This window comes from Bacillus sp. JJ1127 (genome assembly GCF_036965845.1).
In the GTDB taxonomy this organism is placed as follows: domain Bacteria; phylum Bacillota; class Bacilli; order Bacillales; family Bacillaceae_G; genus Bacillus_A.
Window position 1 is genome coordinate 1 of sequence record NZ_JBALQK010000056.1, and the last position, 16,545, is coordinate 16,545.

Sequence of the window (16,545 nt, forward strand, 5' to 3'; positions counted from 1 at the left end):
TAATAATACAATTCGTCATATCTAAAACTAAAAAACACACCTTTTCATCAACGGTATGCTTTTACATAATTTGTATAGGATACGCAACTACTTATTTAGAGGAGGTTTACGAATTTCATGGATTTAGAGCACAATAATAAGACCTTTTTCAACAGAAGCACTCTTATTATCGTTCCATTATTACTATTATGTGCTTTTGTTTTTCATTACTTCTTTTTAACATCAGATCAAATATTCTCTAGTTCAGGGGATGCATTATCCCAATTTGGTTTTTTTACTTTTCTCCTGCAACATGCATTTAAAGATGGGAATTTCTTTTGGTCTTGGGACTATGGATTAGGCGGAGATTTATTCGGTGAATTCAGCTATTACTATAGTACGGCCCCATTCTTTTGGATTACATTACTTCTCCCAAAATTAAATATTGAACAAATTTATGATTTGAAATTATACATGAGTATTTTAAAAAGCTTTTTGGCAATGCTCTTTATGTATGGCTCTTTGCGTTATCACAATAAAACAGTATTTTCATCTTTTATTGCTGCTGTTATATACGGCGGCTGTATTACTTTTATTCGTCACTCTCTGCTTTGGGATTTCATGGCAGATGCTATCGTTTTTCTACCATTAGTAATCTGGGGGCTCGATAGATATATTCTAGAAAGAAAAAAAGGGCTATTCTTATTTGCTACTGCTTTCATGCTAGCATCAAACTTTTACTTTGCTTTTATAACAAGTATTTTCATTTATATGTATGCATTTTTTCAATACTTTGCTACACAGCAAAATAAAACTATAGTATCTTTTCTGACTTATTATATTAAGATTGCCTTTTTATACGGATTATCGCTTGGTCTAGCAGCTGTTTGCTTTCTTCCGTCTGTAAATGCTGTATTTAGTGCCGATAGGCTATCAAAGAAATTTGATATTCCTTTATTCTTTGAAGATACCTTTTATAAAAATTTAATGGAAAGTATTTTCTTCATAAATAATGCGGAATACTATCAACTAGCTTTTCCTGTCTTGATTTTATTCTTAATTGGGATCGGACTATTTATACGTGATAAATTAGTATTGAATAAAGTATTATTTACATTCTTTATGCTTGTCCTTTACATGCTTCCGTATACATATTCTGTATTTAATGGCTTTTCTGCCATGCAATATCGCTGGTTTTATTTATTTGCGTTTGTGGTTGCCCAAGCAGTTGCATACATTTTAGATTGGATGTTCCTTCATAAAAAAGAGAACAAAATTGCATATGTAATAAGCACGATATTAGCTACTGGCTTATTCATCTATGCATTCAACAGAAAAGTAAACATAAACGAGCAACCTTTAAAAGAAGTTGACAACATGTTGATAAGTGTTATCTTAATTTCTATTCTTACAATATGTCTATGGCGCTATTTATCTAAAATTTTCATACAGTTTTTAATTGTTATAAATGTCCTTGTTAATATAATCTTTATCAATTACATGTATGCTGAAGATGTACTTAACAAAGCTTTTGGACAGCGAAATGTTACAAAGGAATCCCTACATGCATCTGGATATGATAATAAAGATGAAATTGCTGCTATTCGTTATATACAAGATCATGATAAAGACTTTTATCGCATTATTAATCCAAATAGCATTCGTAATACACCGATGCTTCAGGGATATCATGGTACAAGTGCCTATCATAGCTTAATTAATTTTAATGTTCATGACTTTATGAAAAATAAATATAATGTCTTTCAAGGAATCGATACGCCTTCTATGTTCTTCCAATTAGATCATCGACTATTTCTTGAAAACATGTTAGGCGTAAAGTATTACGTATTAAGTGTAGATACTGATCAGACAAACATTCCTTATGGCTATAAACTATTAAAACAAGTAGGTCCTTATAATATTTACAAAAACGACTATGCGTTACCACTAGGATATGTATACCAATCATGTATAAGTGATGAGGAGTTTTCTAAATTAAACTTTTCTCAAAGGGATCAGCTATTATTAGATGCTGTAGTCGTTGATAATATTAAGGATTTTTCATTAACTCACTTTGATACAAAAACACTTGATTCTAAACCAGTACCTATTAAAAGTGAGCAAATGAAGTTCGAAAATATCGAAAAAAATAACAATATGCTTACTGTTCATGACGATGGACGTATAATCGTACCTATTGATCCTCCTAATATTCCAGGCGACTTGATTGTGGAATTAAAAATTAAAAATAAAGGTTCCTTCCATGCCATTGTTAATGGAAAAGATATGTATAAAGGAACTGACACTGGTCCATATTCATATCCATTGGAAAGGTTCGTTTACAATTTAGGGAAAAATGATCATCCTAACGAATTAACTATTTCTATTCATGATGCAATTCCTGGGCCAGGTGAATATGAGTTACAAGACTTACAAGCAAGCATTGTGAATTATGAAAATATCCAAGAAAAGACAAAAAAATTAACTGAAAATAGACTCCAAAATATTTCTTATAAGAATAACTATTTAAAAGGTGAAGTTAACTCAAACAAAGATGGATTACTATACCTATCAGTACCATATAGTAAAGGCTGGACTATAAAGGTAGATGGGAAAGAGACAGAGTTTACTAAAGCAAACTCTGCATTTATCGGTGTTCCAATTCAAAAAGGAGCTCATGTAATTGAAATGAATTATGTCACACCTTACTTCAAATTAGGTATGGTTATATCTATCATTTCATTAATCATCTGCCTGACTTTACTATTTTTCGAAAATAAAAATAGAGATACAAGACTTATGTTTTTTCAGAAAAAATAAACGCGCATGAAACAAATTTATGTTCTCCCTTTATCTAATCATAAGGCAGAACCTAATATAACAAGACACACTATTTATATCACTGCTATAGACCATTACAAACAAGGAGGTTCAAAGATGGCTCTTTCAATAGTAGTACCCTGTTACAATGAAGAAAAAGTACTTCGAGCTTTTTACTCAGAGGCCTCTCTTGAAATCCATAAATTAACTGCCGATTATGAATTTGTTTTTGTTAATGATGGCAGTAAAGACAGTACATTAAATATTCTACGAGATTTAGCAAATTCGGATTCAGCTGTACATTATATATCGTTTAGCAGAAACTTTGGAAAAGAGGCTGCAATGCTAGCAGGTCTAAAGTATGCTACAGGCGATGCAGTTATTATCATGGATGCTGACTTACAACACCCGCCTTCTCTAATAAAAGAAATGTTAGATGGTTATAATGAAGGGTATGACCAAGTTATTGCAAAGAGAACGAGAACAGGTGATTCTCCTGTACGTTCTGTCATCTCTCGTTTATATTACAAAGTTATGAATAAGTTTGTTGATATTGAATTAGTGGATGGCATCGGTGATTTTAGACTTTTAAGCAGACAAGCCGTTGATGCATTACTATCTTTAAGTGAATACAATCGCTTCTCGAAAGGCTTATTTTCATGGATCGGATTTAAAGAGCTAATTATCGAATATGAAAATGTGCTACGCCCTGATGGAGAAAGTAAGTGGACTTTTTCAAAACTATTAAATTACGGAATAGATGGTGTTATCTCATTCAATAATAAACCGTTACGCCTATCTATATACCTTGGATTACTAACCACACTTGTAGGGATTTTATATGTAATCACTACATTTATACAAATTATCATCAGTGGAATTGATGTACCTGGGTACTTCACTTTAATTTCCGCTATATTATTCATTGGTGGTATCCAACTCATTTTCCTAGGTGTCATTGGTGAGTATATTGGACGTATCTACTACGAAACAAAACGTAGACCACATTTTATTGTAGCTGAGAAGAAAGTCAGTGAAGTGAAACAAAAGGCTTAATATCAAAAAAGTTACTTCTACCTGATGTAGAAGTAACTTTCTTACTATAATAAAAATATGTTCAGACTCTCTCCCTACATACCATTTCTCTTCATATGCAAAATCGTTTCCTTTAATCCATTATAATACGAAGTTTTCGGTACCTCTCCAATATACCTCTCATATTTTTCACCGCTCAGTACAACTGGTTCCTCTGTTAAATATAACATCTCCACAAATTCCTTCATCTGCTTATCAAATAAGCCTATTAACCTGATCATCCCTTTTTTCACAGTCATTACCGATTTTGTATATCCTGTTAATCCCCTTATATGTTGAATCATCTCTTCTCCTGTAATCAAACCACAACCGGGTACATTCCAATTCTGTCCATATGCATCATCACGTAATGCCAATTTAACAATAGCTTTCGCTCCATCTGGTGTGTAAATATACTCCCTTGCAAGCCCCTTATCCCCTACAAAACTAGATGCTTTATTTGACAGAACATTTTGCAACGTATGGTGAATAAGCGTACTTTCCGCATTTGGCCCATAAAAATCTGGAAAATGGGCAATGAGTACTGATACACCAGCTTGCTTTACCATCAGCTCAAGATTTAAACGGATTTTTCCCTTCTTTGTGTGCGGATTCTTTTCAGCCTCTTCTGTTATCTTCTCTCGGTTTTGTCTTCCATACGCATAAATATTATCTACTATTGCTAATTTCACACCATAGTGTTTTGTTACGTCTAGTATATTCTGTAATAACTTCGGCTGTTTTATTTCCCAATCTGTATACGGTATATTTACAGCATGAAAGATAACATCAACATCTTTAGCAGCATTCATTACATCCGCTTGCTTAAATATATCCCCTGCTACTATTTGTATGTTTTCTTCCTCACAAAACAAATTTTCTAGCCTCTTCCTATTTCTCGCAAAAGTGACCACATCAATTCCTTGATTACATAACTCCTTTGTAATTGCATATCCCATTGCTCCAGATGCACCCAATACTAAAGCCTTTTTCATCATAGTATCCCCCTTTTAATTAACCAGTGTTCAATTAATATTAAAAAGAAAATCACTTACATAAGAAGCGATTTTGCAATAAAATCCACATGTGCTTTAGCTAATTCTTGTACGTCTTCAAATATTTGACCACTTCCACAATAATGTGCCACAAATCCATGTAATGATAAAAAAACAGACCATATTGTCATGACATGTATACTTCCATTACATAAAGAAGATACAACAGTAGCAAACTTCTCATAACTAACATTCGGGCCATCTGCTAAACACTCTTTTAATTCGTCATCCTTAATTAAAAACATGATTTCATAATGACTTTGATTTTGTAGACCAAATTCAATAAATCCAAATAAAACTGCTTTTAATTGTTCTTCTCTTGGTAATTGTTGATCAATGATCTCATCTAATTTTTGATTTAATAATTGAAAATCTTGTTCAACCATTGCATAAAAAAGCTCTGCTTTATTTTTAAAATGATAATAAATTGAGCCATGACTATATCCTAGTTCTGCTGCAATCTTACGCATTGAAGTGTACTGATATCCTTGTTTTATAAATAAATCTCTCGCTGCATTTATAATCATTTCTCTTGTTAACTCTTGTTTAACTGCTCTTCTTGGCGACATTTCTTATACCTCTCCATTTAATTAACCAGTGTTCAATTACATTATATTCCTTTTCCAAAAATACGCAACCCTTTTCTTGTAAAAATATACATTTCGAAAGGATAGCATTATACCCGAGAATTTAGTATCATGATTCAAGATACTATTTTGAAATGGACGGAGGACATTATGAGCTTATTAACAGTCGAAAACTTAGGTCATACATTTGGTGACCGCACATTATTTAAAGACGTATCATTACGTTTATTAGCTGGAGAACATGTTGGTTTAGTAGGTGCAAATGGCGTTGGTAAATCAACATTTATGAATATTATTACTGGACAACTTATTCATGACGACGGGCGTGTAGAATGGACACCTGGTACACATTACGGATATTTAGATCAACATACAATTTTAACAGCTGGAAGAACAATTCGTGACGTCTTAACAGATGCCTTCTTACCTTTATTCGAGAAAGAAAAAGAATTAAATATCATTACAGAAAAAATGGGTACGGCTACGCCAGAAGAATTAGAAGAACTTCTAGACCAAATGGCAGAAATACAAGATGCGCTTGAAGCAGGCGGCTTCTACTTACTAGATATTAAAATTGAAGAAGCAGCACGTGGTCTTGGAATTGATGCAATTGGTTTAGACCGTGATGTTTCTGCATTAAGTGGTGGACAACGTACAAAAGTATTGCTTGCAAAGCTATTACTTGAGCAACCAGAAGTACTATTACTAGATGAGCCTACCAACTATTTAGACGTTGAACATATTCAGTGGTTAACAAACTATTTAAAAGAGTATCCACATGCATTCCTTTTAATTTCTCATGATACGGAATTTATGAACAAATGTGTTGATGTGATCTTCCATCTAGAATTTTCAAAAATGACACGTTACACAGCGACATATGAGAAATTTTTAGAGCTAGCTGAAATGAATAAAAATCAACATTTGAATGCTTATCAAAAGCAACAAGAATTCATAAAAAAACAAGAAGACTTCATTTCAAAAAATAAAGCGCGCTATTCAACAACAGGTCGTGCAAAGAGTCGTCAAAAGCAGCTTGATCGTATGGAACGTATTGATCGCCCAGAAACAGCGATTAAACCAGAGTTCTCTTTCAAAGAATGTCGTGCAAGTAGCCGCTTTGTCTTTGAAGGTGAAGACGTAGAAATTGGCTATACACATCCATTACTACCTAAGCTAACAATGACAATTGAACGCGGTGAAAAAATTGCAATTGTTGGATGTAATGGTGTTGGTAAATCAACATTATTAAAAACGATTCTAGGTAAGATTAAACCGTTAAGCGGGAAAACAATCCTTGGTGATTTCTTAGAACCAGCATACTTTGAACAAGAAGTAAAAGCTGAAAACTTAACGCCAATCGACGATGTATGGAATACATTCCCACATTTAGATCAGCACCAAGTTCGTGCAATGTTAGCACGATGTGGTTTGAAAAACGAGCACATTTCTCGTCCATTAAGTCAATTAAGTGGTGGAGAGCAAGCAAAAGTCCGCCTATGTAAATTAATGGGTGAAGAAAGCAACTGGATACTATTCGATGAGCCGACAAATCACCTTGATGTTACGGCCAAAGAAGAGTTAAAAAAGGCTTTAAAAGCATATAAAGGAACAATTCTTCTTGTATGTCATGAACCAGATTTCTATGAAGATTGGATAACAAAAGTTTGGAACGTGGAAGAATGGGCACAATCTAGTAACTAATAAAAAAGGTGGATCCACTACGATCCACCTTTTTCTTATTATGGATATATATCCATCTTATATAACTTTTATATGATAGTACCCTGCTAACCTAAACCGAAAATCCTTCAAATCATCATAAGATTTTAAATTTGCTAGCATCCCTTGAATAACTGGAATCCTTGGACTTGGTAACCTCATTTCAGCTTCCAAAACATCTAGTGTAACTAACAATTCATCATTTTCTAATTGATCTGCTAGCGTGCGTTTGAACGTAATAATCTCTTGTAAAAAATGTTCCTTTGCTTGCTCTTTAATAAGCTCTGAACTACAAAAAAGTTGTCCTAACTTTTCTTCATGTAAAACAGGTACATCGGAAGAGTTCACAAGTCCTTCTACAAGATCATCTATTCTCTTTAGAATAAATGTAGAAACATGGGATAAATTAATCTCTATTGTATTTAAAATTATTAGTTCTAAATATCCTCCGCATATTCCCTCTACCATAATTACAAGATCTAATAAATATGGAATAACTTTTTCACCATAAATAGATAGTAAACTATTTCGGTAAAATGCATGTGATTCTAACTTCATTTTCATCATAAATGCTTCTACTTCTTTATTGAATGGAATTGCATTTTCCCGTGCATGCATAATAATGAATTCCTTATGTTTTTGCACATCATTAAATTGACAGTATAATTTTTTTTCAAACTTTTCACGTGGTAGTAACGATTCTCCATCAATAACCATCATCTTCTTTTGGATTTTGTCATAATAATATCGAAGTATCGCTAATAATAATTCATCTTTCGACTTGAAATATAAATAAAATGCTCCTTTTGATATGCCACAAGCTGTTACAATCTCTTGTACCGATGTTGCGTTCACACCTTTATTCGCAAATAACTTCATTGCCATTTCGATAATTAAACGTTCTTTTTCTTTCATATTTTCTCTCCTAAGTTTATCCTGCATCATAAAATTTCAAATTAATTTTATTATAACACTTTTTTATTGACGACTGACCAATCAGTCAGTTATATTATGTATTAGACTGACCAGTCGGTCAATATATATTGTAAAAGGGAGCGCAAACATGAACAAAATTATTAACTTTTCGTTAAAAAACAAGTTCGCAGTTTGGCTATTAACCATTATTGTTACCATTGCAGGAATTTATTCTGGTCTTAATATGAAGTTAGAAACAATTCCTGACATTACAACACCTGTTGTAACGGTAACGACGGTTTATCCTGGTGCTACACCAGCAGAAGTAGCAGATAAGGTATCGAAACCGATGGAAGAACAACTGCAAAATTTGAGTGGAGTTAGCGTTGTAAGTTCTTCCTCTTATCAAAATGCCTCTTCTATTCAAGTAGAATATGACTTTGATAAGAACATGGAAAAAGCTGAAACTGAAATTAAAGAAGCACTTGCAAATGTGAAATTACCAGAAGGCGTGAAGGACCCAAAAGTTTCTCGAGTAAACTTTAATGCCTTTCCTGTTATTTCATTAAGCGTGGCGAGTAAAGATGAATCTTTAGCTGCCTTAACTGAAAAAGTTGAAAAAAATATCGTTCCAGGATTAAAAGGACTTGATGGTGTTGCATCTGTTCAAATTGCTGGACAACAAGTAGATGAGGTACAACTTGTCTTCAAAAAAGATAAGATGAAAGAATTAGGTTTAAGTGAAGATACTGTTAAAAATATGATTAAAGGTTCTGACGTATCCTTACCACTTGGCCTATATACATTTAAAGATACGGAGAAATCAGTTGTTGTAGATGGTAATATTACAACGCTCAAAGCTTTAAAAGAAATGAAGATTCCTGTTGTTCCTTCAGCAGCAAGTGGCCAAGGCAACGCTGGAGCAGGAGCTGGTTCCCAAGCACAAGCACCTCAGATGAATCCAGCTTTAGCTGGCGGAATCCCAACTGTTACATTAGATGAAATCGCTGATATTAAAGAAGTAGGGAAAGCTGAATCTATTTCTCGTACAAATGGGAAAGAAGCAATCGGCATTCAAATCGTTAAAGCTGCTGATGCAAATACGGTGGATGTCGTAAATGCAGTCAAAGATAAAGTAAAAGATTTTGAAAAGAAATATAAAAATCTAGAAATCATCTCAACATTTGACCAAGGCGCACCGATTGAGAAATCAGTTGATACAATGCTTAGCAAGGCAATGTTTGGTGCCATCTTCGCCATTGTCATTATTATGTTGTTCCTACGAAACATTCGAACAACGTTAATTTCTGTCATTTCCATACCACTTTCTTTATTGATTGCTGTTTTAGTAATAAAACAAATGGGTATTACACTCAATGTTATGACGCTTGGGGCAATGACGGTCGCTATCGGGCGCGTTGTCGATGATTCAATTGTTGTTATTGAAAATATTTATAGACGTATGTCTTTATCAGAAGAGAAGTTACGAGGAAAAGATTTAATTCGTGAAGCAACAAAAGAAATGTTTATTCCAATTATGTCTTCCACAATCGTAACAATCGCTGTCTTTTTACCACTTGGACTTGTAAAAGGTATGATCGGTGAAATGTTCCTACCGTTCGCTTTAACAATTGTCTTTGCCTTGTTAGCTTCGTTACTTGTAGCTGTTACAATTGTACCAATGTTAGCTCATTCTTTATTCAAAAAGGAAAGCATGAAAGAAAAACAAGTCCATCATGAAGAAAAACCAAGTAAATTAGCAAATGGCTATAAACGCCTGCTTGGTTGGGCATTAAACCATAAAATCATTACATCTAGCATCGCTGTTCTTTTATTAGTAGGCAGTCTTGCACTTGTACCAATTATTGGTGTAAGTTTCTTACCATCTGAAGAAGAGAAAATGATTATTGCGACATATAACCCTGAACCAGGGCAAACATTGGAAGACATTGAAAAAATAACAACAAAAGCAGAAAAACACTTCCAAGATAAAAAAGATGTAAAAACAATTCAGTTCTCATTAGGTGGGGAAAACCCAATGAGTCCAGGTAAGAAAAATCAAGCCATGTTCTTCGTTCAGTATGATAATGACACGAAAAACTTCGAAAAAGAGAAAGAACAAGTCATTAAAGACCTACAAAAAATGGCTGGAAAAGGCGAATGGAAAAGCCAAGACTTCGGGGCTAGTGGCGGTAGCAATGAAATTAAGCTATACGTATACGGAGATAGCTCAGAAGACATCAAACCTGTCGTTAAAGATATTCAAAATATCATGAAAAAGAATAAAGACTTAAAAGATATCGACTCTAGTATTGCAAAAACATATGCAGAATACACATTAGTCGCAGATCAAGAAAAACTAAGTAAAATGGGGTTAACTGCTGCACAGATTGGAATGGGACTTTCTAATCAACATGATCGTCCTGTTCTTACAACCATTAAAAAAGATGGTAAAGATATTAACGTATATGTAGAAGCAGAAAAACAAAATTATGAAACCATTGATGATTTAACAAATCGTAAAATTACAACACCACTTGGTAATGAAGTTGCTGTTAAAGATGTTATGACTGTAAAAGAAGGTGAAACTTCCAACACAGTAACACGTCGTGATGGTCGTGTTTATGCAGCAGTAAGTGCAAAATTAACATCCGATGATGTTTCGAAAGCATCCGCTGCTGTTCAGAAAGAAGTAGATAAAATGGACCTACCTTCTGGTGTAGATGTTTCTATGGGTGGTGTTACAAAAGATATCCAAGAATCATTCCAACAACTTGGGTTAGCGATGTTGGCTGCGATTGCCATTGTATACTTCGTTCTTGTCATTACATTTGGCGGTGCCCTTGCACCACTCGCAATTTTATTCTCGCTACCATTTACAATTATCGGTGCTCTTGTTGCCTTATTAATCTCTGGTGAGACATTAAGCGTATCAGCAATGATTGGTGCCCTTATGTTAATCGGTATCGTCGTAACGAATGCGATTGTCCTCATCGACCGTGTTATTCATAAAGAGCGTGAAGGCCTATCAACACGCGAAGCATTGTTAGAAGCTGGCGCAACACGCTTACGCCCAATTCTAATGACCGCAATCGCAACAATTGGTGCCCTTATCCCACTTGCACTAGGATTTGAGGGCAGTGGATTAATTTCTAAAGGCCTTGGAGTAACAGTAATTGGTGGATTAACAAGTTCAACATTATTAACTCTTCTTATCGTTCCAATTGTTTATGAAGTACTCAGCAAATTTAAAAAGAAAAAGAAAACTGTAGAATAAAAAAATAACCTCGCGCGCAGCGAGGTTATTTTTTATTTCCAAACAATATTAGAAAATCTCCATAGCCTTCCTTCTCTAAGTCCTCTCTCGGAATAAATTGAAGTGCTGCTGAATTAATACAATAACGGAGACCACTTGGACCTGGTCCATCTGGGAATACATGACCAAGGTGGGCATCCCCCTCTTTACTTCTTACTTCCGTACGCGTCATATTGTGGCTAACATCCATTTTCTCTTTCACACTAGCTGACATAACCGGCTTTGTAAAACTTGGCCAACCACATCCACTATCAAATTTATCTAGTGAAGTAAACAGCGGTTCACCTGATACAATATCTACATATAGACCTTCCTCTTTATGATTCCAATATTCATTTTGAAACGGAGGCTCTGTTCCATTTTCCTGTGTTACGTAAAACTGCATATCTGTTAATCGTTCTTTTAAATGGGCATTATCTTTAGGCCAATGTTTTTTTATAAAAGCATCACGTCCTGATCCTTGACGATATAACTCATAACGAAATGTATTTTTCTTATGATAATCTTGATGATACCCTTCAGCTGGATAAAATGTAGTAGCAGGGAGTATTTTTGTAGCAATTGGTTTCGAAAACCGGCCGCTCTCAGCAAGTGCCATTTTTGAAGCTTCTGCTTGTTCACGCTGTTCTTCGCTATGATAAAAAATTACAGTCTCATACGATTGTCCACGATCATGAAATTGACCTCCAATATCTGTTGGATCAATTTGTCTCCAATAAATGTCTAATAATTTTTCATACGGCATTTTATTTGCATCGAATGTAATTTGTACCGCTTCATAATGCCCTGTTGTTTCAGAACAAACCTCTTTATAAGTCGGATTCTCTTTATGCCCACCCGTATAACCTGAAACAACCTGTATAATACCTTCCATCTCTTCGAATGGTGAAACCATACACCAGAAACATCCTCCTGCAAACGTTGCAATTTCTACCTTTTCGTTTATAGCCATTTATTTCACCCCAATTATTTAATTCTTCTTACAGTATGGCATAAGAAGTCAGAAGTTATAAAAGAAAAAGCACCGGCGTCCGATGCTTTTTCCTTCACTCTATTTCTTAGCAGAATCTTTTTCTATCTCATCGCTCGTCACATCTAACACATCTAATAGAAACACAAAAATTGGTATACCAATAATAAGCCCCCACACACCTAAAAAGTGTTCAGAGAAAGTTAATACCATAAATGTATAAAAAATCGGTAAATTCGTTTTTTGTGACATGAATTTTGGATTTAACACATAACTTTCAAGTGCATGAATGAAAGTAACAATAATTATAATATAGATAACATATGTAATGCCACCAATATTATAAGCAATCATGCAGAGCGGAATTAGCGAAATAATTACACCAGCTACTGGAATTAAGCCGAGTAAAAAGATCATTAACGCCAAACCAAGCAATTGTGGAAATCCTAAAATCCATAGTGCAATAACAGATAAAACGCAATTAACAATAGCAATTAAAAACTGCGCTTCAATTACTTTTCCGAAAGAACGTGCAAATTTCTTTCCGAAATATTCAATTTCATTATAAAAAACGGCAAGTCTGCTCTCTTTAAATTTCGCGGTAAAAGCGACAATACGCGCCTTCTCAAGCAAGAAGAATAAGCTTAAAATAAGAGAAAGGAAAAATTGCAACCCAAATTTCCCAACATTAGCGATAGATTTATAAAGAATGTCCACACCTTGCCCAATATATTTGGAAAGCTCCATATGGTTAATGGCATTAATTGCTGCCTTTATAATGTCATTATCTGGCGGATTTTTAAAGAATACATTAAACTGGTAGATTAATTGTGAGATTTGCACCGTTAGTACTGGCAGATACTTAACTAACGTAACGGCAATTCCACCAACTAACATCACATATAATAACGCTATAATAATTTTTCGATTAATCGGCAGAAAATGATCGAGTTTTCGAGAAATAAATTTTTGAAATCGATCCATTAAATACGTAAGCATAAACGTGATTAAAATTAAATTAAACATACTTTGTAGCCCATATAATATAAGAGCTAATAAAAGCAATACCAGCAATCTTTGAAATCCTTTGCTTTGAAACAGGTTTTTCATTTGCATAATCGACGAGTGATCTCTCCTGTCCTATAAAGTGAAACTTTAATAAGTGGGCTTTTCTTTATCTCCCCCACAAATTAGGCGTTTATCGGTATCTCCTCTAGATCTGAGTTCGGATACATGATGTTACTTTCTATTTTACAATACAATGGTCCTTTTCAGAACGCATTATGCAAAGTATTAATGAAGATTTAAGGAAAATCTTATGTTCTTTCATAATAAAATAGGTCATACAACTACTGTAACACAAAAAGCAAGCTATCAGTAGAAATCTGTTCTACAAATAGCTTGCTTTTATATTTTTACAAAACACATTCTATTATCCAAGAAATGGCATTAGCATTGGAATAATAACAACTGTTACAACCCCAACTACTTTTACTTCAATACTTGCCATCGCTGCCTCTCAAATACGAAGCAGCTTCTTCAGTTCCTTTGCATATGTGCGACTTACCGGTACTTTGGAACCATCTTTCATAATTAAATTATAAGTGGAGTTAAACCAAGGCTGTATTTCCGAAATGTGGTTAATGTTCGCAATAAAACTACGATGAACGCGCATAAAACTTGTTTGCGGCAGTTTCTTTTCTAAAATAACAAGCGTATCATATGTTACGTATGTTTCCCGGAGTGTCTTTACAGTTACCTTTCCGTCAACAAGTCCTACATAAACAATATCTTTAATATTCACAAGTACAATAGATTCTTCGATTGGAAGTGCAAGCTTATGCATCTCCGGAGCTACATCTATACTCTTCATATTTTGATGTTTCTCTGTTTCATTCTCCTTTCTCTTCTTATATTTTTTTAATGTCTGTGCAATACGCTCTTCATCAAACGGCTTTAAAATATAATCTAATGCATCCACTTCAAATGCCTGCAATGCATATTGATCATACGCTGTTGCAAATACAACGGCAGGTGGACTCTTCATTTTCTTTAATATATTTGCGATCTCAAACCCATTATCATTTGATAACTGAATATCTAAAAAGACAAGATCCGGCTTGTTCTCCATTAGCTTTTCCAATGCATCTTCCACACAATCAGCTTCTTCGATTACATCAACCTCTTTTGTACGCTGCAATAAATATTTCAATTCATCCCGTGCTAACATTTCATCATCGACTACTAATACTTTTAACACCACTCTCTTCCTCCTCTATGTTTTGAATCGGAATTGTAAATACAATCTCTGTCCCTTTTTCTACTTCACTCTCAATATGAAGAATTGTCTCTTTCCCAAACAATCCTATCAACCGCTGATTAATATTATATAAGGCCGTCCCCGTTCCTTTTTTCGATACAACAACAGCTTTTCCTAACTGCTCTAAACGCTCCCTTTCAATCCCTTGTCCATTATCTTTCACTTTAAAATGAACCATGTCTCCTGTCGCATATACATGAACCTCTACCTCACAAATGGGCTGTTTCTTTGGAAAGGCGTGACGAAGTGCATTTTCTACTAATAACTGCAATACAAATGGCGGAAGCAAAATTGTCTGTAACCCTTCTCCGATATATGTTTTCACCTCATACTTATTTGGAAACCTTGCCTGTTCTAACGATAAATATGCATGTACATGATTCAGCTCCTGCTTCAGCGGAATCAACAATTGACGAGCCCCTTGTAAATTACAACGGAAATAAACACTAAGCTGTAATAAAAGTTTTCTAGCCTTTTCTACATCTGTGCGGCATAAAGCTGATACTGTATTAATTGCATTAAATAGAAAATGCGGATTAATCTGTGCTTGCAATGCTTTTATTTCTGCATCTTGAAGTAATTTACTTTGTAATTCTGCTTCTCCTAACTCAAGCTGTGTTGAGAAAATCTTCGCCAACCCTTCTGCTAATTCTTCTTCCACACGACTTAATTGGTTCGAATTTTTAAAATACAACTTTAATGTTCCCATTGTATTCCCGTGCGAAGTTAACGGAATCACAATCGCTGCTTGCAAGGGACATCCTTCATGTTGACAATCAATTACCTCTCGCGATTTCGCTTTCATTATTTTCCCTGTTTTTAAAACTGCTTTTGATAACCCTGTAATTAAACTATGAGAAGGTATATGGTGATCAGATGCTAATCCTACGTGCGCTAATATTTTTTCTGTATCTGTTAAAGATACCGCATCTGTTCCTGTAAAGCGATGGATAATTTGTGCCACATGTTTACAAGATTCCTCTGTTAAACCTTGGCGAAAATAAGGTAATGTCTTATCAGCAATCCCAAGTACCTTATGAGTTTGTAAAGCCTTTGCATTTTCTTCTTGGCGTAAAATAGCTTGTATCATAGAAAGTAAAATAAAACTACCAAAACTGTTCACAAGAATCATCGGTATTGCAATCGTTTTCACAATGTTAAAACCATCTTCTACAATAAATAAGATCATAATCATTTCTAAAGAAACAATAAGAACACTTAAAATAGCTGAGAATTTAGGTGTAACGGCACGATTATGGCTTTGAAAAATACGACCAATATAGCCAGCAATAATTCCTGCTAAAATAGACGAAATTGCACAACTAAGAGCTGTCGTTCCCCCAAGCATATAGCGATGAATACCAGCAATAAATCCAACGCCGATCCCGATAATTGGTCCTCCCAATAAACCGCTAATCCCAACGCCCATAATACGTGTATTTGCAATGGTACTTGATGAAGAAACACCTTGTAGCCAGTTTTCATTCATAATGGTATTCCCTGCAATTTCAATCCCTGTGTAATTGCTTACAATTGTAAATAGCGAAAAAATACAAATGAGCATAAACTTATCTTTATATCCATCTTGTTTCTGAACGAGGCGCCGAAACGTTTTAATATGTGAAAGTAAAAAACCTAAGATAACAATTAATCCAACACGCTCAATCATCATAAGCACTAAATCTAGCATCTGTGATTCATCCTTTGTTTGTTTATATATACATCAATTAAAAAACCGACATACCCCCCCTCTTTTTAGATGGGAAAGAGCATCTGGCCATGCATAG

11 protein-coding genes and 1 pseudogene are annotated in these 16,545 nt (G+C 34.4%); 4 read left to right on the forward strand and 8 right to left on the reverse strand.

Annotation, left to right across the window (positions count from 1 at the left end):
- Positions 1-117: 117 nt before the first annotated feature.
- Positions 118-2,799: a YfhO family protein gene (locus V7183_RS07215; protein ID WP_335359076.1), complete on the forward strand. Its 2,682-nt coding sequence runs from the start codon at positions 118-120 to the stop codon at positions 2,797-2,799.
- Positions 2,800-2,916: 117 nt separating this feature from the next.
- Positions 2,917-3,855 (forward strand): glycosyltransferase family 2 protein, encoded by a 939-nt coding sequence (locus V7183_RS07220; RefSeq protein ID WP_335359077.1) that lies wholly within the window; start codon positions 2,917-2,919, stop codon positions 3,853-3,855.
- A gap of 74 nt (positions 3,856-3,929) precedes the next feature.
- Here V7183_RS07220 and V7183_RS07225 read toward each other — a convergent pair whose 3' ends face one another.
- Both V7183_RS07225 and V7183_RS07230 read right to left on the reverse strand, forming a co-directional pair.
- Positions 3,930-4,868 (reverse strand): SDR family NAD(P)-dependent oxidoreductase, encoded by a 939-nt coding sequence (locus tag V7183_RS07225; RefSeq protein ID WP_335359078.1) that lies wholly within the window; start codon positions 4,866-4,868, stop codon positions 3,930-3,932.
- Between the two features lie 56 nt (positions 4,869-4,924).
- Positions 4,925-5,497: a TetR/AcrR family transcriptional regulator gene (locus tag V7183_RS07230; RefSeq protein WP_335359079.1), complete on the reverse strand. Its 573-nt coding sequence runs from the start codon at positions 5,495-5,497 to the stop codon at positions 4,925-4,927.
- A gap of 129 nt (positions 5,498-5,626) precedes the next feature.
- On the opposite strand from V7183_RS07230, the gene V7183_RS07235 reads away from it, so the two are divergent.
- Complete coding sequence (locus V7183_RS07235) at positions 5,627-7,219, forward strand: ABC-F family ATP-binding cassette domain-containing protein (RefSeq protein ID WP_097894465.1); 1,593 nt, start codon at positions 5,627-5,629, stop codon at positions 7,217-7,219.
- A gap of 57 nt (positions 7,220-7,276) precedes the next feature.
- On the opposite strand, the gene V7183_RS07240 is transcribed toward V7183_RS07235, so the two are convergent.
- A complete protein-coding gene (locus tag V7183_RS07240; protein WP_335359080.1) occupies positions 7,277-8,152 on the reverse strand; it encodes a TetR/AcrR family transcriptional regulator in 876 nt (291 codons plus the stop codon).
- 148 nt (positions 8,153-8,300) lie between these two features.
- On the opposite strand from V7183_RS07240, the gene V7183_RS07245 reads away from it, so the two are divergent.
- On the forward strand, positions 8,301-11,429 hold the full coding sequence (locus V7183_RS07245; RefSeq protein ID WP_335359081.1) for an efflux RND transporter permease subunit: 3,129 nt from the start codon (positions 8,301-8,303) through the stop codon (positions 11,427-11,429).
- 25 nt (positions 11,430-11,454) lie between these two features.
- Here the strand turns inward: V7183_RS07245 and msrB are convergent, their stop codons facing one another.
- From msrB to V7183_RS07270, 5 genes and pseudogenes are all read right to left on the reverse strand, one after another.
- On the reverse strand, positions 11,455-12,420 hold the full coding sequence (msrB, locus tag V7183_RS07250) for a peptide-methionine (R)-S-oxide reductase MsrB (RefSeq protein WP_335359082.1): 966 nt from the start codon (positions 12,418-12,420) through the stop codon (positions 11,455-11,457).
- A 99-nt stretch (positions 12,421-12,519) separates the two neighbouring features.
- Positions 12,520-13,554 (reverse strand): AI-2E family transporter, encoded by a 1,035-nt coding sequence (locus tag V7183_RS07255; RefSeq protein WP_335359083.1) that lies wholly within the window; start codon positions 13,552-13,554, stop codon positions 12,520-12,522.
- A gap of 316 nt (positions 13,555-13,870) precedes the next feature.
- Positions 13,871-13,957, reverse strand: a pseudogene (locus V7183_RS07260) (antiholin LrgB); the annotation flags it as partial.
- Positions 13,958-14,698: a LytR/AlgR family response regulator transcription factor gene (locus V7183_RS07265; RefSeq protein ID WP_097894470.1), complete on the reverse strand. Its 741-nt coding sequence runs from the start codon at positions 14,696-14,698 to the stop codon at positions 13,958-13,960.
- Positions 14,673-16,448, reverse strand: coding sequence for a sensor histidine kinase (locus V7183_RS07270; RefSeq protein ID WP_335359084.1), 1,776 nt, complete (start codon positions 16,446-16,448; stop codon positions 14,673-14,675). The genes V7183_RS07265 and V7183_RS07270 overlap by 26 nt, the downstream gene beginning before the upstream one ends.
- Positions 16,449-16,545: the final 97 nt, after the last annotated feature.